General features: G+C 33.3%; 19 protein-coding genes, 2 pseudogenes and 1 riboswitch. Of the genes and pseudogenes, 16 read left to right on the top strand and 5 right to left on the bottom strand.

Annotated elements, in window-relative coordinates; translation table 11 throughout:
- Positions 1-91 precede the first annotated feature (91 nt).
- Both ACQQ6V_RS04290 and ACQQ6V_RS04285 read right to left on the bottom strand, forming a co-directional pair.
- Entirely contained in the window at positions 92-1459 is a 1368-nt protein-coding gene (locus tag ACQQ6V_RS04290) for a HAMP domain-containing sensor histidine kinase (protein ID WP_448844322.1), read from the bottom strand.
- Positions 1456-2145: a response regulator transcription factor gene (locus ACQQ6V_RS04285; RefSeq protein WP_448844321.1), complete on the bottom strand. Its 690-nt coding sequence runs from the start codon at positions 2143-2145 to the stop codon at positions 1456-1458. The genes ACQQ6V_RS04290 and ACQQ6V_RS04285 overlap by 4 nt, the downstream gene beginning before the upstream one ends.
- 210 nt (positions 2146-2355) lie before the next feature.
- On the opposite strand from ACQQ6V_RS04285, the gene ACQQ6V_RS04280 reads away from it, so the two are divergent.
- The 3 genes from ACQQ6V_RS04280 to ACQQ6V_RS04270 are packed head-to-tail and all read left to right on the top strand — an operon-like array spanning position 2356 to position 4617.
- Positions 2356-3690, top strand: coding sequence for a hypothetical protein (locus tag ACQQ6V_RS04280; RefSeq protein ID WP_448844320.1), 1335 nt, complete (start codon positions 2356-2358; stop codon positions 3688-3690).
- A gap of 10 nt (positions 3691-3700) precedes the next feature.
- Positions 3701-4120 carry a Dabb family protein gene (locus ACQQ6V_RS04275; protein ID WP_448844319.1) on the top strand — a complete coding sequence of 140 codons (420 nt, stop codon included), beginning with the start codon at positions 3701-3703 and terminating at the stop codon, positions 4118-4120.
- Positions 4121-4137: 17 nt separating this feature from the next.
- Complete coding sequence (locus ACQQ6V_RS04270) at positions 4138-4617, top strand: cupin domain-containing protein (protein WP_448844318.1); 480 nt, start codon at positions 4138-4140, stop codon at positions 4615-4617.
- A 148-nt stretch (positions 4618-4765) separates the two neighbouring features.
- Here ACQQ6V_RS04270 and ACQQ6V_RS04265 read toward each other — a convergent pair whose 3' ends face one another.
- Together ACQQ6V_RS04265 and ACQQ6V_RS04260 are read right to left on the bottom strand one after the other, a co-directional pair.
- Positions 4766-6058: a DUF2268 domain-containing putative Zn-dependent protease gene (locus tag ACQQ6V_RS04265; protein WP_448844317.1), complete on the bottom strand. Its 1293-nt coding sequence runs from the start codon at positions 6056-6058 to the stop codon at positions 4766-4768.
- A gap of 86 nt (positions 6059-6144) precedes the next feature.
- Positions 6145-6999, bottom strand: a complete 855-nt coding sequence (locus tag ACQQ6V_RS04260) for a GLPGLI family protein (protein WP_448844316.1) — start codon at positions 6997-6999, stop codon at positions 6145-6147.
- A 310-nt stretch (positions 7000-7309) separates the two neighbouring features.
- On the opposite strand from ACQQ6V_RS04260, the gene ACQQ6V_RS04255 reads away from it, so the two are divergent.
- The 13 genes and pseudogenes from ACQQ6V_RS04255 to ACQQ6V_RS04195 all read left to right on the top strand — a co-directional run bounded on the left by ACQQ6V_RS04255 (position 7310) and on the right by ACQQ6V_RS04195 (position 17169).
- Positions 7310-7939 (top strand): phage tail-like protein, encoded by a 630-nt coding sequence (locus ACQQ6V_RS04255; protein WP_448844315.1) that lies wholly within the window; start codon positions 7310-7312, stop codon positions 7937-7939.
- Positions 7940-7945: 6 nt separating this feature from the next.
- Positions 7946-9349 (top strand): L-type lectin family protein, encoded by a 1404-nt coding sequence (locus tag ACQQ6V_RS04250; protein WP_448844314.1) that lies wholly within the window; start codon positions 7946-7948, stop codon positions 9347-9349.
- A gap of 309 nt (positions 9350-9658) precedes the next feature.
- Positions 9659-9758, top strand: a riboswitch (TPP riboswitch).
- A 58-nt stretch (positions 9759-9816) separates the two neighbouring features.
- Complete coding sequence (gene thiS / locus ACQQ6V_RS04245) at positions 9817-10023, top strand: sulfur carrier protein ThiS (protein ID WP_448844313.1); 207 nt, start codon at positions 9817-9819, stop codon at positions 10021-10023.
- 25 nt (positions 10024-10048) lie between these two features.
- Positions 10049-10303 (top strand): annotated as a pseudogene (locus tag ACQQ6V_RS04240) (phosphomethylpyrimidine synthase ThiC); the annotation flags it as partial.
- Positions 10296-10631: pseudogene (locus ACQQ6V_RS04235) on the top strand (thiamine pyrophosphate-binding protein); the annotation flags it as partial. The pseudogenes ACQQ6V_RS04240 and ACQQ6V_RS04235, both read left to right, overlap by 8 nt.
- Positions 10632-10874: 243 nt before the next feature.
- On the top strand, positions 10875-11828 hold the full coding sequence (locus ACQQ6V_RS04230; RefSeq protein ID WP_448844312.1) for a transketolase family protein: 954 nt from the start codon (positions 10875-10877) through the stop codon (positions 11826-11828).
- A gap of 161 nt (positions 11829-11989) precedes the next feature.
- On the top strand, positions 11990-13177 hold the full coding sequence (gene galK / locus ACQQ6V_RS04225) for a galactokinase (protein WP_448844311.1): 1188 nt from the start codon (positions 11990-11992) through the stop codon (positions 13175-13177).
- Entirely contained in the window at positions 13161-14210 is a 1050-nt protein-coding gene (locus tag ACQQ6V_RS04220) for a UDP-glucose--hexose-1-phosphate uridylyltransferase (RefSeq protein ID WP_448844310.1), read from the top strand. Before galK ends, ACQQ6V_RS04220 begins: the two co-directional genes overlap by 17 nt.
- A 105-nt stretch (positions 14211-14315) precedes the next feature.
- Positions 14316-15113, top strand: a complete 798-nt coding sequence (locus ACQQ6V_RS04215; RefSeq protein ID WP_448844309.1) for a Cof-type HAD-IIB family hydrolase — start codon at positions 14316-14318, stop codon at positions 15111-15113.
- A 160-nt stretch (positions 15114-15273) separates the two neighbouring features.
- Entirely contained in the window at positions 15274-15744 is a 471-nt protein-coding gene (locus ACQQ6V_RS04210; RefSeq protein WP_448844308.1) for a GyrI-like domain-containing protein, read from the top strand.
- Positions 15745-15908: 164 nt separating this feature from the next.
- Positions 15909-16274 (top strand): VOC family protein, encoded by a 366-nt coding sequence (locus ACQQ6V_RS04205; RefSeq protein ID WP_448844307.1) that lies wholly within the window; start codon positions 15909-15911, stop codon positions 16272-16274.
- 6 nt (positions 16275-16280) lie between these two features.
- The gene (locus tag ACQQ6V_RS04200; RefSeq protein WP_448844306.1) at positions 16281-16721 is read left to right on the top strand and encodes an EVE domain-containing protein; all 441 of its coding nucleotides are present in this window, start codon (positions 16281-16283) and stop codon (positions 16719-16721) included.
- Positions 16714-17169: a MarR family winged helix-turn-helix transcriptional regulator gene (locus ACQQ6V_RS04195; RefSeq protein WP_448844305.1), complete on the top strand. Its 456-nt coding sequence runs from the start codon at positions 16714-16716 to the stop codon at positions 17167-17169. Before ACQQ6V_RS04200 ends, ACQQ6V_RS04195 begins: the two co-directional genes overlap by 8 nt.
- 11 nt (positions 17170-17180) lie before the next feature.
- Here ACQQ6V_RS04195 and ACQQ6V_RS04190 read toward each other — a convergent pair whose 3' ends face one another.
- Positions 17181-18497 (bottom strand): sensor histidine kinase, encoded by a 1317-nt coding sequence (locus tag ACQQ6V_RS04190; protein WP_448844304.1) that lies wholly within the window; start codon positions 18495-18497, stop codon positions 17181-17183.
- Between the last annotated feature and the right edge of the window lies 1 nt (position 18498).

Raw genomic sequence — 18498 nt, 5'->3', positions numbered from 1 at the left:
TATATATAAGATCTATTTTAAGTGCCTTACTGCTTATAACTGCTAGATTATCTTGTTGATAAGAGAATCAGAATTAACTTAAAGTAAGTGTTTAGAAAGAGAATTTGACATTAAAAACAGTGCCTTTATTCACTTGAGAGTCAATGCTAATTTTACCATTATGAATTTCAATAATTCTTTTGACGATAGATAGACCAATGCCATTTCCTTTCTCATAACTTTTATTATTACCACGATAAAACAAATCGAATATTTTTGCATGATCTCCCTCTGGGATGCCAATGCCATGGTCTATAAAGCGGATTTCTAAAGTGTCATTCTGCGCTTCGATTTCTACGTTGCAATAGTTATCAGAAGAGTATTTGCAGGCATTTTCCATTAGGTTTAGAAAAGCAATCTGTAACAAGTAAGGATTTCCTTTAAAATCATAATTACTCTCGTCTTTGTCGGCATCTGCATCCATATAATTAATGCCTACTTTATAACTTGTATTCTTCTGAAGTAGAGCTACTTTGGCATCTGCTAACACTTCGTCCAAGCGGACATCCACAAAGCTAATTTGAGACACATCATAACTTGCTCTTGCAAAATCTAATAAGGCCGTTGATAATTGTGATGCTTGATTGGCATCTTGCAAAGCATTATCAATAGATATTTTATAATCATCAAGCGTCACATTAAGCTCTTTAGCCAATTCTAGCTCAGCAATCAGGATAGAAAGAGGCGTACGGAACTCGTGAGAAATAGTGGTGACAAATTGCTTGTGATGATTGAAGGATTTTTCTAATCGATTAAAAGTTGAATTAAATGTCTCTGTCAATTCATAAATTTCATCTTTAGCCTTTGGCACGACTAATCTTTTGTTAAGATTATGTTCTGAGATATCCCTAATCTGAATAATAATATCTTTTAATGGCTTTAAAGTATAATATGAAAATAAGAATCCTATGACGAAAATAATCAAAATAGAAATAATATAAATGATGATAATATCTTTTTTAAATTCGGCAATATGAGCCTTTCCCGTAATGTCTATTGCACTGCCGATGATGTAAAAGTTTTGATTCTCAAATTCATAGGTAAAAGCCATATACTGACGATCCTTTACCTGCCAAGTTATTTTTTTCTTATTCTTTTTGATTAATTGATCTAAGTAATATTGGTTTTTTTTAGAAGCTTTGATATCGGTAAATATCAATTCTTTTTTGCTGTTATAGACACTAATGTCTGCTTCGTTTAAGAGCCTTTTGTTGCGCTCATGAAGTTCTCGGATTTTTAAAGAATCTATTTTAGCATCAAAGATAAACTCGGATCTCCAAATGATTTTGTAACCCAGACGATCATTAAACTCGTCTTCTCTATTTTTCTCCGATACAAAATATAAGACGTAGGCAAAAACAAAAAGAATCCCAGCCGTAAGAATGGCATAATTAAGGGCTGTTCTGGTAGCTATTTTCATAATTGATGCGTGAAAATAAATCCCATTCCGGGTTTTGTATGGATTAGTTTTTCGTCAAAATCTTTATCGATTTTCTTTCTCAGATAGGCAATGTAGACGTCTATATAATTAGTTCCTGTATCAAAATGATTGCCCCAGACGTTTTCTGCTATTTCTTCCCGATTAAGAACCCTGTCAGAATTGGTCATCAGGAAAAATAAAAGTTTGAACTCTTTAGGCGTAAGAATAATCTCTTTGTTATTGCGAAAAACCCGATTTGTTTTCTTGTTTATTTTAAGATTTCTGTATTCTATTTCGTCGGAGAGCTCATTTTTCTTGGACGTTGATGATTTTCTTAATAAAACAGCTTTTATACGGGCGTATAATTCTCTTATTTCAAAAGGTTTTACCATATAATCATCCGCACCAGCATCAAAGCCTTCTATCTTCTCATCAATAGTTCCTAGAGCCGTTAGCATAATGATAGGTAGTTCTGGATGTTTTGTTTTTATGATTTTACTTAATTGTATGCCGTTCATTTCGGGAAGCATGATATCGGTGATTACGAGATCAAAAATAATTTTGTCCACCATTACCAATGCATCTTCTGCATCTTCCGAAATATAAATCTGGTAGCCTTGACTCTCTAGGCCTCTTTTTAGAAGGGCAGATACACGGGCATTATCTTCTATAATTAAAACTTTCATCAGAAAACTATCTAATATTTAGATTAAATATGAGCGGTTACAATATTGATTGTGGGCGGATATTTAAATTCTTGACAAAGGTATTTTATATTTTTATTTTAAGGAGCATCATTAGTATTTTTAATAGTTTTCTAAAGAATTTCTAATAGTTTTCTAACGACGTTCTTTGTTTTTCGAGGCTACTTTTGTCCCATCAAAACGAACGACATTATGAACAAATCATCCTTTAAACTCGGGCTTATAGTATTATCAGTTTTGGGTTTAAACTCCAAAGTAGAAGCGCAAGCACAGAAAAAAAATGATTTTAATAATCCACCTTTAACTCATTATCTTAATGATCAACATACAAGGTATATTTCTCTAAGCGGATATGCAGAATTGTGGGCAAGATATACACAACTTAATCCTGGAAGTCTTATTAATAATCAAGCAGAATCCCAGTCATCTGATCTATCTCTGCGTAGAGTTAGAGTAAAAATGACTTATAAGCCTACAGAAAAATTGATGTTTGTTTTGCAAGGTGGTACGACTAACGTTAACCTTAACGCCAAAGGAAGTAATTATTTTGATCTTTTGGATGCTTATGCAGAGTACTCTTTCAGTGATAAGATTGCTTTTGGTGCGGGACGTTCTACATGGAGAGGTTTATCAAGATTTACGACAGGCCCGCTAAATACTTTATTATATGATTTGCCAGCTTATGCAACATCTAATGCAGGCGCTACAGATTACACCGTAAGAGAGCTTGGCGCTTATGTAAAAGGTCAATTAGGGAAATTTGACTACCGATTGGTATTAGCTAATCCTTATACGATGGCGACTTCTGATCCTAAACTTAATGTTGCAAGCTTTAGTAAAAATGCACCTAACAAAGACTTTTCTGGGTATTTCAGATATGCATTCTTAGATAAAGAAAATATCTCGAGCCCTTTTAATTCTGGGACTTACGTAGGGAAAAAGAGTGTGTTGAGCTTGGGTGCGGGATTCGATTATATCCACAATGCAATGTGGCATCAGGATGTTAACAAAAATACCATTAATGATGATATGAAGAGCGTTGCGGTAGATCTATTCTATGATGCGCCACTTAATAAAGATAAAGGAACTTCCATAAGAGCTTACGCTATGACGATGCATAATGATTATGGTCCTAATTATATCCGTTATGTAGGGACTAATAATCCGGCAACTTCTGTTAACGCTTCTCAAGCTAGCCTTAATGGTGCAGGAAATGCAATGCCAGTTATCGGGACAGGTAATACTTATTATATGCAGTTAGGAGGTACGTTACCTTACTTTAACAAAGACAAAAAAGATTTGCAGTTACAGCCAGCTGTTGGCGTCCAATTGTCTAATCTACAAGGGCTTAAAGATAATGCTGTGGTCTATGATGCAGGTGTTTCATTATTAATGAATGGGATGTCTTCTAGATTAACTTTTGATGCTCAGAATAGACCTGTATATACTAATGATGCCAATAATAACGGGATTGCTTCTGATAGAAAATGGCAGTTTGTTCTGAAATATAGAATTGATTTTAACTAAAATATTAACAATGGAAAGAAGAAAAATTTTATTTCGCACAATGCTGGTATCGGCATTGATAATGGTCTCAGGAAGTCTATTTGCTGCTGTTGCACCTAAGTTAAATCCGCCTAAAGAGCATAAAGTCTACAGTCACTATTTATTATTTTGGCTTAAGAAAGATCTTTCAGAATCGGAAGTGAAAGAATTTCAAAACTTCTTTGAAGGTCTTAAGAAATTGCCTTATCAGAAAAATCTTCGTTATGGCAAACCAGCTAACTCCACTCCAAGAGCCGTTTTGGACAATAGCTTTACCTATAGTGTATATATGGAGTTTGACAGTCTAGAAGATCTAGAAGCTTATGGGCAACTTCCCGAGCATCTGGCTTTGGTTAAAAAATATAAACCATTTTTTGATAAAATGATGGTTCACGATACAGTTTACAATTAAAATTAAATTAAATTAAAATGAAAAATCTACTTAAAGGTTTGAGTCTTGTGTTAGTATTAAGTACTTTTGGACATATGAATGCGCAACAAAAAAATCACAAAAATGTTAGTGTAACTGCCGAAGAGTCTAATGAATTTATTCCAGCAGTAAGATTGATTAACAATCCTGATGGTACATGTACTTTCGAAAAAGGAAAAATCCCAACGCTTAAGCACATGAATACGACAACTTTCTGGTTGAGTAACAAGACAGAAGAGTGGGAGAAGAACGCGCATCCAGCTCCTAGAAGACAATATGTTATTACATTGAAAGGTAATATCAAATTTAAAGTAAGCGATGGTTCTACCTTTATGATTACACCAGGTACTATTTTATTAGCAGAAGATCTTGTTGGTAAAGGACATAGCTGGGATATGGTAAATAGCAAAAAATGGGAGAGATTATATGTTCCTATTTCAGAAAATGCTGATGATTTCTTCATCGCAGACGCTAAATAATATTATCAAATATTTTCTTAAAACAAAAGCTCTCAGATCTGAGAGCTTTTGTTGGTTTTAGGTTCATGTACTGGGATTAATTTAGTAAATCTCTCATCTATAGAAGTTGATTAGATTAATATAAATGATTATACAGTTTGTCAAGTCACTAATTAAAGGTTTTAAAATCAATTAAAAATGGAATAAGATTGTACATTTTAGTTGATCTAAATCCAAAATTGACAACGAGTTGATATTGTTTGTCTGGTTGAAGATTGGTTTCAAAGGTAAAAGATTTTCGATCTTCAGAAAACCCAATAACTTTTGTTATTCTTAACGCATAATCTTCTCCTAAAGGACCAAAATCAAAATTTCTAAAATTAGGATTCATTTCTTCCGAAAATAAAAGTGTAAATGTCTTTATGTTCGGATTTACATTTTGACTACCATTTTCTATAGGCATTATGCTAATGATTTTTGGTCTTTTAAGTTCATATTCGGATTTATAGATTGAGAGTGGTTTGTCAAAATATTTTGTTTTTTGGACAAAGTTGATTAATGCATTCTCATCATTATAATCAAGCTCTATCATTTCTTTAACTGCTTGTTTTTTGTCTAAAGATTGATCGTAATATTTTTTACAAATTGCATAACCTACAAAATATCCCAAATCTCTCATCTCGAATTGATTATTAGAACTATTCATTAACCAATTATAAATGTCTGGTGAGAACATTTCTTTTTCATATTCCTGCTTTATTTTTTCTTCATTTTTATAGCCAAATTCTATTTGAGGATTTGGTGATTTTTTACTTAAAGTAATTTCTGCTAAAAATTCGGCAACACCTTCCATTATAGTTTGTGATAAAAGAGAGTTTCCTATCGTTTCCTTTTGTTGTGTATGGATATATTCATGAACGTTGAGAAATGCAACGTCTTTGATAGGATTGGTATCGAAGTATGGTCTTAAATGCGGATAACGTGTGTCAAATTCTTGAGTAATTACAGATTGATTTGTTAGGGCAACTTCGCTTCCAATTAATAACATTCCGTCAATTGTTGTACCTCCAGTTCTTAATATACCGATTTCAAAATAAATATTGACAGGTTTCAATTCTGGATAAATGTTTTTAAGCTTTTTTACGCCATCATTAATTTCTTTAGAAAACTGTTTATGCTTAAGAGTGTTGTTTCTTACAGAATTCCAAAATTTAGGATAATGATTAATAGCATAGATATATTCTTCTGCAGTATATCGTCTTGCTTTCATTATTCCTGATAATCCGGGAGTTCCTTTATCAATATATAAGGTTTTTATTAATTCTAATTGTTTTATAGAGTCTTTTTCTACAATGATCTTGTCGTAAGCTTTCCAAAAATTACTAATGTCATTGGAAATAATTTTTTGACCAAAAGAGATTAAAGAAAATAGGAATAAAAAAGAGATAATTATTTTTTTCATTGTTTTCAATTTATGAAAAAGACAATTATACTGATAAAAGTGTTACATCTTTTGATGATTTTTTTATTAATAAAAGGAAAGTATGTCTATTTGTAAAGAGATCGTTCTATAAAATTATTATTATATTTAAAATACTTTTTGTCGCCTTCTTCTTTATTCTTAATCAGTTCTTGCTTGCTCATAGGATTTCCCGTATTAGAATTAAAAAGTATTGTATCAGCCATCTGTGAGCTTCCATGGATTAACTTTATATTTTTGGCAGGATCTGTTTTATATTCATTCCAAAGTTGGTTGAATTTTTTTGGACTAACAATAATCTCTTTAGAATTTGGACGTAACGTTCTATTATATTGGTTTTTTATCCCTACAATATTGAAATTATGATCTCCTTCTTCATCCTCTACACTAAGAATTAAGCCAGGTAACCCACAAAATTTATAAGGACCATCTTGTAATTGGATGTCGCTTGCAAACCAAGCCGTCCAATGTCTTCCTACATAATTGGCGGTTGCTTTTTGGACTTTATAGCCTTCTATAATCTTAGTTTCGGGGAGAATTATCCAATCTATTTTTTTGTCATCTACAACCACAAGATCTAAAGCATTGAAAGAAGTACGAAACTTAGTTTCTAATGTTGGATATTTCTTAGAAACGTCAAAGTTAGCTGCACTTTTTTTTATATTTCTACTGTCTAAGTAAATAGTTCCAGAACCTTTACTTTTTTCAATTTGTGCAGACATTACAGAATCTCGATCTAATAATAATTGACTATAAAAAACGGAACCGTCTGGATTGATATCTAAGTTCATGATTTCTTTTAAAACATTTTGCTTATTAAGAGAATCAGGCTTGAAATTATATTCGTAAATAAATCTTTGACTCTGTGCAAACGCTTGAAAATGAATTAATAATATTAATATTAAGTAGATTTTTTGTTTCATTTCGTTATTTTATTTTTCTTTAAAAAAATTGATGGTTTTTAGAAAATAGAAGACGCATTATTTGCTTTTTATAGGACCAAATTACAAAAATAAACTTATGAAATTGAAAAAGTAGGTGAGGGCTTTAATGTATTAAGTATTTATTCTATAATTACAATTCTATAGTATATTAAAGCTTTATTATAAATTAATGCGGGTTATTATTTCTAATTTTAAGTAAAATAAATGACTTTTATTTTTAAAATCGTAATTTATAGTAATTATATAGTGGAAATTCCTATTTTAGTAAAATTAATTATTTTATTATTAAATGAAAACAAAAATCACAAAAATGATCGTTTTACCTGCAATTTTTTGTTGCAGTCAATATCTTAATGCGCAAGTTGGTATCAATACTAATACACCAAGTGCTACATTGGATATTAGTAAATCTTCTAATAATTCACAAGCTGAAGGCTTATTGACCTTGAGAATTTCGGGATCAGACTTAGCAGCAAAGGATAGTCAGTATGATACTCCTCAAAACTCGACTGTAGTCTATGTTACTGCTATACCTTCATCAGCTACTTCTAAAACTTCTAATATTACTACACCTGGATTTTACTATTATAATAGTTCAATTTCAAAATGGATAAATTTTAATATGCCGAAGTTTTTTTACATGCCATCTATCCTTTTTGATACAACAACCTTAGGCGCAAAAACTAAGGATCTTTATCAACTGTATTATACGCAGTTTAATACACCTCAAGTTTCAAGTTCTGGAGCTGCTGGTAAAATCCCTGTAGTTGGTAAAAATGATCTTGAATATTATATTACTTACTATGATACTAATGTCTTTACGAGTGTAGCTGTTGATGCCAATGGGCAAATGACTTATAACGTAAGCAATAACGCAACAGATGCAAGTTTTATGAATATTGTTTTTGTAGTAAAATAATTGAGGATGATAAAAATATCTACTATTTCTCGTGGACTTCTTTTGGCATCTATTGTAGGAAGTTATTGTTCTTTGTATGGACAGTTTACGATTACAAATTCTCTTACAACTCGTGATACTGCAGGACTAAAAATTGGTGATAATGCATATCTAACAGCAGCAAGAGGAGCGGATCCCAATGGTTCTGGTTATCTAAGGTTAACAGAAGCATCTACTAATCAAAAAGGTTATATGTATGTTATGCAGGGATTTCCGACAACCGTTGGAGTTATTGCAGATTTTGAATATAAAAGTTGGCGAAATGTTAACGATGGCTATTATGGTGCAGATGGGCTTTGCGTTTATTTATTTGATGCTTCGGTTTCAGAAGCAAATTTCAAACTTGGTGGCTATGGTGGCTCTTTAGGATATGCTACATACAGTAATCCTGCGGGCACAACAGGATTATCAGGTGGATATATAGGGCTAGGACTAGATGCGTATGGTAACTATGCAAATAACTTAGAAAATAGAAATGGCTCTGCATCACCATTGGTAAATGGTATGTTGCCAAATGCTTTTGTTTTACGAGGACCTACCAATTCTACTCCTTCTACTAATTACCTTACAAGTAGTCCGCTAGGTAATCAATCAGGGACTGCTAATGAAATACGTCAACGAAATGAAATAGATTATAATACAATTTCTTTGACAAGACCTGCGGATAATACTTTTTATAGAAGAGTACAGATTATCATTACCAAGTCAGGTGCCAATTATAACATTGCTGTTAGATGGAGGAAAGAAAACCAAATTACTTTTACCGAAGTAATGAATTATACGTTGGATTCTGCAAAGTATCCAATACCTAGCAACTTGAAGCTTGGTTTTTCCGCATCTACCGGTGGAGGTTTTAATTTTCAGGAGATTAGGAATATTATTCTTACCACTCCAGGTAACTTAAGGGTTGACAGCCGCTCAGATAGTTACTTTACTTGCAACGAAAACTCTAGCAATGTCACATTTAAAGTTGAAGTGACCAATGATTCTAACACCTCATTAAATAGAATTTCTTATAAGTCGAGAGTCGTTGATGGAAATAATAATTTGGTAGATTTTTCTAAATTCAAAATTACAGGAGTTTCCTATAATAGTAATTTTACTAATTCTGATCTTCCAACATCTAATTTTTCATCTAATGAAATTTCCGGAACAGTAGGTTTACTAGCGGGAAAATCAGGAATTGTTACCATTACAGGTCAATATTTCAAAAAGGGAATTGGCACTAATAAGTCTTTTAAAATGGTCTCAACAGTAGATTCTGATCAGATAACGGATACAGATACTACAAATAATATAGCAACTACAGCCATAGAAGTAAGAAAATGTTCTGTAATTAGCAATCCAATGATGCCATCATATTCTAAATAACAAATTATTTTTTATTTAAAACTAAACATTAATTTTTTTGAAAATATTTTTAACCAATGAGATGCCTCTGGAAAATTAAACATTTTTTAGAGGCATTTTTTTATAAAAATAAAAATAATTTTTGTGATAAAATCATTAGGGGGTTAAAGCTAATGGTTTGTAATTATGTGAATTATATAGTTTTTTTGTCTATTAAAAAAGATTTAGAATTATTTGTAATCATGACTATTTATAACTATTGAGTAACTATAAATAATCAAAAACATTCATGATTTTTTTTGCATATTCTAGAAAAATAATTACCTTCGCCTCATACTTTAGGGGTGTCTGCTGAAAAGCGGGCTGAGAATTTACCCTTTGAACCTGATTTCTAGATCATACTAGCGTAGGGAAAAGTGAGATGACTTTGCTGTACATTCTATTGTACAATGCTGAGGCATTCCTAAAGTGCTTTAAAAAATTTAGGAATGGAACTCACAATCAATCACACTAAAAAAACTTTCGATACACTTCCCGACAACCTGGAGGCATTATTAGCTATAGAAGTACCTGGCAAGACCAAAGGTATTGCTGTAGCTATCAACAATCGTATTATTCCGCAATCAATCTGGGCGGCAACAATTCTCCACAACAACGATTCTATTTTAATCATTACTGCTACTCAAGGCGGTTAATATTTAGGCATTAAAACCAATATTTATGGCACATTCAATCACGCGTTCACCGTTCCCGAACTCGACAAAAATTTATGTAGAAGGACTAATTCATCCCATCAAAGTAGCGATGCGCGAAATACAGCTAAGTCCAACAAAATTAACTAATGGAAAAATTGAAGAAAATCCACCAGTCACAATTTACGATACTTCAGGACCGTACACCGATGAAAATTCTGAAATTAATATCGAAAAAGGACTTCCACGAATTAGAGAACAATGGATTTTAGACAGATTTGATTGCAACCGTAGATTATAACGGTCAGCAGATTGACGGACCGACATCCAAAGTGCTTTCTTTAGGCAACCTTAAAACCAAATTCGAAGCTTTCGACTGGAAAGTAATTGAGGTAGAAAATGGTAACGACATGCAAGAAATTGTCAATGCTTTGGACGAGGCTAAATCGCTCACGGGCAAAGGTCAGCCGATTTGTATTTTGCTAAAAACTGGAATGGGTCACGGCGTAGATTATATGATGGGAAGCCACGCATGGCACGGAAAAGCCCCGAATAATGAACAACTACAAACAGCACTAAACCAACTAGAAGAAACCTTAGGCGATTATTAAACTGAGAATAATTTGGGCAGCTTTATCCGCCCTCCGTTCCCGCTGTTTTCTTTTTTGTCATCCTGAGCGAAGTCGAAGGACAAAAAAAGAAAACGAGCTCCACTCAGGTCGGGCTGTGAGAGATTCGCTGTTCCAAAAAAGTCAATTATCGTTTAAGTCACAAGATTAAATTTCTTAGCTGAGCGAAGCGCCTTTGCGGGCGAAAAATATTTTCAGCGTTCAAAACCATCAATAATTAATCAAATGAAAAAATATACATACACAGAAAGTAAAGATACTAGAAGCGGCTTCGGCGCTGGTCTTGCCGAATTGGCAGACAAAAATCCCGATGTCGTGGCATTGTGCGCCGACCTTATTGGGTCGCTCAAAATGGAGAAATTTATAGAAAAAGCACCAGAAAGATTTTTCCAAATCGGAATTGCAGAAGCCAATATGATTGGTGTCGCAGCTGGTTTGGCAACCGAAGGTAAGATTCCTTTTACGGGAACTTTTGCCAATTTTTCTACAGGCAGAGTTTACGACCAGATTCGCCAGTCTGTGGCTTATTCTGATAAAAATGTTAAAATTTGTGCCTCACATGCCGGACTTACTTTAGGCGAAGATGGCGCTACACACCAAATTCTGGAAGATATTGGATTGATGAAAATGCTTCCCGGGATGACGGTCATCAACACTTGCGATTACAATCAAACCAAAGCCGCAACCATTGCCATCGCAGATTACGAAGGTCCTGTTTATTTAAGATTTGGACGTCCTGTAATTCCTGTTTTTACAGATGAAAATCAGAATTTCGAAATCGGAAAAGCCTGGATGGTAAACGAAGGAAAAGACGTAACTATTGTAGCAACCGGACATTTGGTTTGGGAAGCCATCAAAGCTGGCGAAATTTTAGAAGAGCAGGGAATTGATGCGGAAATAATTAACATTCACACCATCAAACCTTTGGATTCTGAAGCGATACTCAACTCAGTTAAAAAAACTGGATGTGTGGTAACCGCGGAGGAACACAACAGATTGGGCGGTTTGGGCGATAGCGTAGCACAACTTCTCATCACAGAACATCTGGCACCGCAAGAATATGTTGCTGTCAATGATAGTTTTGGAGAAAGTGGAACGCCAGATCAGCTTATGGAAAAGTATGGTTTAACGGCTAATGACATTGTTGCAGCCGCTAAAAAAGTAATGAAAAGAAAGTAATTTCTAATTTGGGAAGCTAAAAACTTTAAAGAAACAAAACTATATTTTCTAGATAACCGGAAAATATCAATAAGAGCGGGCTTTAGCCCGTTTTTAATGTCAATAATTTAAATAGACTTTAGTCAAAATTTATCTAAAAAAAACATAAATTGCAGTCACTTATGCAGGAGAAATTAATCAATCAAACAAAAAAAGCGTTTCAGGAAGCGTTTCATTCCGAGCCAGATTATTTTTTTCTGGCGCCTGGAAGGATCAATATTATCGGCGAGCACGTAGATTACAGCGATGGATTTGTACTTCCTGCTGCTATTGATAAAAATATTTGCTTTGCTGTCAAAAAACTGGAAGATTCTGAAATTTGCACTTTTTTTGCCAAAGATTTTAACGATTCTTTTAGTTTTAATGTTACCGAAAAGCAGACACCCGTTTCGCAGATTTGGGTTAATTATTTGTTGGGGGTTTTCAATGCGATTCAGGAAAGTGGCAAAGCGATTGGTGGTTTGCAAATAGCCTTTAGTAGCAATATTCCGATGGGATCGGGCTTGTCGTCTTCCGCAGCTTTGGAATGTGGATTTGCTTATATTCTCAACCAGATTTTTGATTTAAATTTATCCAAAAAAGATTTGGCGGTCATTGGTCAGAAATCAGAACATACATTCGTGGGTGTAAAATGTGGCATTATGGATCAGTTTGCTTCCGTTTTTGGAAAGGAACATAAAGTGATTATGCTGGATTGTAACTCACTGGATCATCAATATTTTGATGCCAATATAGACGGTTACAGCCTAGTACTTTTCGACAGTTGTGTGAAGCACACCCATTTGACTTCCGGCTACAATGACAGGCGAAAAGACGTAGATCATGGCAAAAAAATCTTGTGGGAAAAGTTTCCTCAGATCGAAAAATTCAGGGATTTCAGTGTTGAAATGCTGGATGAAGTGAGAACCGAAATAGGAGAGACGTCTTACAAAAGATGTTTGTATATTTTAAATGAAACTAAAAGGGTGGAAAATGCTGCCAAAGCTTTATCAGAAGGTAATGTAGAACTTTTGGGCAAGCTTTTGATTGAAACACATTCTGGTCTTTCTACAGAATTTGAGGTCAGCTGTGAAGAAATTGATTTTTTGGTTGAAGAAACCTTGAAGGAAAACGGCGTTTTGGGCGCAAGAATGATGGGCGGTGGCTTTGGTGGCTGTAGCATCAACCTTATAAAAGACGAAAATGTAGAGGAAGTAATAGAGAAAGTAAGCACAAAATATAGAGCTGATTTTGACATCGATATGAAGGTTTATCACGTGAAAATATCAGACGGAATCCATGAATATAAAAGCAATGAAGTCAGCATTTAACCAAAAACAGCATCCGCACAGAAGGTACAATCCACTTTTGGATGAGTGGATTTTGGTTTCGCCGCAAAGAGCCAACCGACCATGGCAAGGACAAACCGAAAAAGTAACCGAAGAACAACTGCCTGCGCACGATCCAGATTGTTATTTATGCTCGGGAAATGTTCGTGTGAATGGTGATAAAAATCCAGATTACAAAGGCGTTTTCGTTTTTAATAATGATTTCGGTTCTTTGATGAAAGATGATGTCATATTTGAGGAGAATCCATCTGATTTTTTTGCTTTGAAACCAGAGCGAGGTATCAATAAAGTGATTTGTTTCTCTGATAATCACAGTCTTACGCTGCCAGAAATGGAGTTGGGCGACATCAAAAAAGTAGTAGATATCTGGCAACAGCAATACGAAGAGTTGGGCGCTGAAGATTACATCAATCATGTGCAGATTTTTGAGAACAAAGGCGCCGTGATGGGTTGCAGCAATCCGCATCCGCACGGGCAAATCTGGGCACAATCTTCTATTCCGTCTCATGTTTTGAAAACTCAGGAAAATCTCAAAAAATATTTTGATAAAAACGGACGCTCTCTTCTGGAAGATTATGTGAAAAAAGAATTGGAAGCTGGCGAAAGAATTATTCTCGAAAATGATGATTTTGTTGCCCTTGTGCCTTTTTGGGCAGTTTGGCCCTACGAAACCATGATTGTAAGCAAAAGAAAAATTGAAAATTTGCTTCAGTTTTCGGAAAAGGAAAAAGAATCTTTTGCAGAAATTTTAAAAGATTTAACAACTAAATATGATAATCTTTTTAATATTTCATTTCCTTACTCGGCAGGCATTCACCAATCACCAACAGACGGAAAGCTGCATCCTGAATGGCATTTCCACATGCATTTTTATCCGCCTTTGCTGAGGAATGCAGAAGTCAAAAAATTTATGGTTGGTTACGAAATGCTGGCAGAACCACAGCGCGACATCACGCCAGAACAAAGCGCAGAAATTCTAAAAAGTCTTTCGGTTGTGCATTATAAAGTCCGATAAAAAGGATATTTCTATCTTTGTTGGAGAATTTGCCACCACAGATAATTCTTGGCAAAGACATTAATCAAATAATTAAACCAAGATTATTTGAATAAAATTATTTTTATGAAAGACATTAGACTGATTGTCACAGATATGGACGGTACTTTTCTCAATTCTCAATATGAGGTAAGTCCAGATTTCCCAGCTATCTATGAAGAACTGAAAAAAAGAAATATCCTTTTTGTGCCTGCTAGCGGCAGACAGATGCCCGGCATAACGCAATATTTCAAAGCGATTGAAAATGAAATGGCTTTTATTGCAGAAAATGGCGCCTATGTGGTTTATAAAAATAAAGAACTTTTTGCGGATAAATTAGCACACGATTTCATCACTGATATTATCAAAACAATACGCGAAATTCCAGGAGCCAGAGCGGTTTTATCTGCCAAGAAAAAAGCTTATTATGAAAGTGATGATGAATCATTTGTACAATATTTTACCAAATATTACACAGAAAATCAAAAAGTGGACGATCTGACGGCGGAAATCGCAGATGATGCTTTCAAAATTGCAGTGTATCACCCCGAAGGTTCTGAAAAAAATCTCTATCCTTTTCTGAAAAAATTTGAAGCTTATAATCTAGAAGTTGTAGTTTCTGGCGAATATTGGCTGGATATTATGAATAAAGACATCAACAAAGGAAATGCACTTGCCATTTTACAAAATCTTTTAGAAATCTCTCCCGAGCAGACAATGTGTTTTGGCGATTATATGAATGATATACAAATGCTCAAGGAATCAAAATATTCTTATGCAATGTCCAATGCTCATGCTTCTGTGAAAGCAGTAGCAGCCTTTACTGCGCCTTGCAATGATGATTTTGGGGTAGTTAATGTAATTAAAGATTATTTAGAATTATAGATTTAGAATGAAAAAAATAGTTTTTCTATAATATTTGATATAAAAAAATACCCTTGACATAGTGTTGTCACAAATGTATTCTATGTTTGCAGTACAATTATAACAGGAAATATAATAACTTGATTATACTTTCTTTAAACAAACAAATACATCAAAAATAATGAACAATCTAATTATTCAAACATTTTATATCGTTGGGATTTCTACTAGAACAACCAATGAGAATGGTCAATCTGCTAAAGACATCGAAATTTTATGGGAAAAATTCTGGGGAGAAGACATTCAGAAACAAATCCCAAATAAAATAAGTGATGATATCTACGCTGTCTACACTAATTATGAAAGTGATTTTACGGGTTTTTATGATACAATTGTAGGATTGCCAGTAAGTTCCTTAGATAGTATTCCTGATGGATTTGTAGGATTAACTATTGAAGCTACAACATATCAAAAATTTATTTCTAAAGGGAAAATGCCTGAAGCTATTTTTAATACTTGGTTAGAAATTTGGGACAATCAAGAATTAAACACAAAACGCGCTTACAAAGCAGATTTTACAATTCACGGAAAAAACTACTATAACGAAGGCAACGAGGCAGAAGTAGAAACTTATATTTCAATTTCGGAGTAATTTATGTAGCGAAAGAAAAAGAGAAATTATAGAATTTCTCTTTTTTACATTCATATTAGAACACTCATTGCGTTGATTTTATCAATCTTTTTTAAATAAATTTAAAAACATTTTGCTTATTGTTGTCGAGTATACTATATTTGCAACAACAATATATTAATACAATGAAAAAATTAGATTTTGTATCGCTACAAGTAAGAAATTTAGAAAATTCAAAAATCTTCTACACCGAAAAACTAGGCTTTGAGTTATCCGAAATGAGTAATCCAAGTGCTTATATTTTTAAATACAATAAAGATGAAGCTTGCTTTGCGATAAGAACTCCTATGAGTGATATAGACGGTAAAGAATTAGGAATTGGCGTTTCTCTTTGGTTTGCTATTGATAAGAAGATTGAAGAATTTCATAATAATTTACTAGAAAAAGATGTGGCTATTTTAGGAGAAATTAATAATACTCCTTTTGGTAAAACAATTATGGTAAAAGACCCAGACGGCTATATAATTACATTTCTGGAACAAAATAAATAATCGAAAATGAATAATCGAGAAACAAAATATTGGGTGATTGTAGCCTCCAAAGATCATGTAAAAAATGGAATAGAAGCAGGAATTGCACAAGCTTGTCACGGAAAAATTTCGCCGTTAAAGAGAATGAAAAAAGGTGATTTTATCATATATTATTCCGGAAAACAAACAATGGGGAAACCAGATAAATGTCAAGAATTTACAGCTTTGGGAAAAGTCATAGATGATGAAATTTACCAGTTTCAGGTTTCAGAAGATTTTTGTCCTTCCAGAAGAAATATTGAGTTTGAACAGTCTAAAGATGTGTCCATTATTCCTTTAATTGATGAGTTAGATTTTATTCAAAATAAAAAAAGCTGGGGTTATCCTTTTCGTTTTGGTTTTTTTGAAATTAACCAACATGATTTTGACATCATATCATCACAAATGCTTCATAACAATTATGCATAAAGACATTGAATTTCATTTTAAAAGTCCAAATGATAGTCCAGGTTATTTACTAGGACAAGTAACGATGCTTTGGCAACGAAAACAAAAAAGAGTTTTAGATCCATTAGATCTTACACATACACAATTTGTACTCTTGGCAACGTTAGGCTGGCTTTCTAAACAAAGCAATGCCGTTACACAAGTTGATATTGCAAACCAAAGTAATAGTGATAGAATGATGGTCTCAAAGGTATTACGAACGCTCGAGGAAAAAAACTTTATAACAAGACAAGAACACGAAACTGATACAAGAGCAAAAATAATTAGATTGACCGATAGTGGCAGAATTGTATTACAAAAGGCACTTATTGAAGTCGAAAATGCAGATTTAGATTTTTTTAATACAATAGAACTAAGCTCTTTCAATGCCAAAATGGTCCAGCTTATTAACGAAAATAAGACTGAATAATTGATGTTTTTTTACTGTAAAAACCACATTTCGAAAGCACTGCCTTCGGCTAATGGATGATAATTGAGATAACCACGATGTGCTTCCATAATGCTTTTGGAGAGTGTTAATCCAATGCCAGAACCGCTATTTCTGGTCGTGAAAAATGGTAAAAAAATCTTGTCTTTAATTTCTGGAGTAATACCAGATCCATTGTCTTCTACGGATAAAATAATTCTATTATTCTTAGATTTTATAAAAATCTTAATCACCTTATCCTGCTGCTCAGACACAGCGAATATTGCATTGATACATAGGTTGATAAGACTTCGTTCTATCATTTTTTGATCTGCTAAAACATGGTGTTCTTCAAGGTCTACAATGATTTTGATATTTTTATTTTCAAATTCTTGTCTTAAAAAATTAACAGCAGATTCTACAATGCTTTTTAAAGAAATGTTTTTAAGAATAGGTTTTGGTAGTTCTGCAACTTGGCGGTAATCGTCTACAAAATTGAGAAGTTGTCTGGATTTAGAATTCATAATAGCCAGACTTTCCTTCATTTCTTCTTGATCGTCTTTGTCTACAACATCTTGCTTGCTGATGTATTCGAGATTCTGAAGAAGGCTATTAATGGGCGTTAAGGTATTCAGAAGTTCGTGAGAAATCACTTTCATAAGATTATTCCAAGCTAGTTTTTCCTTTTGCTCAATTATTTTTTGGACAGATTCTAACGTAATAATGTAAAATTGATGTTGTAGGTTTTTAATTTGTTTTGTTCTTAATGAGAATGATTGCTTATTGTTTTGCTTAATCGAAATATCAAAAAACGCTTGCGAATTTTCATAATTTGTTTCTTCGATAATCTTATAAAACTCGGGGATTTTAGATTCATATAATTGCCACAGATTGTACCTAGGGATTTCTAAAATATCAATAAAAGCAGGATTCGCATAAAAGATTATCCATTCTGTTTCTTGTTTTGATAATATCATTATTCCTGTATCTAGTTGATCTAGAATGCCTTCGTATAGGAGTTTGTAAGACGATATTGCTGTCGTTTCTTCTTTGCTTTGATAGTAAAGTTTTATTGTTTTTGTGATTAATTCTGAGCCTTCTTCTTTCGGGAATAATGAGAAATCTTTTTGAATGATAGCATCAATGATTTTCTCAGCTTTAACAATTCGATTCGATAATGAAACATGAGCTAAAATTAAAAAAATAACACTAACCGACGCAAATAACAACGCGTTAATCCATCTTTCTGTTATCAAAAAATGATACGAGATAATAGCGCTTAATACAGTCAGAATAAAATAAATTAACCAAATATTCTTGTAATTTTTCATA

Source organism: Chryseobacterium electrogenes (genome assembly GCF_053553015.1).
Note: the sequence above shows the minus strand (reverse complement) of the source record. Positions and strands in the feature narration are given on the sequence as shown.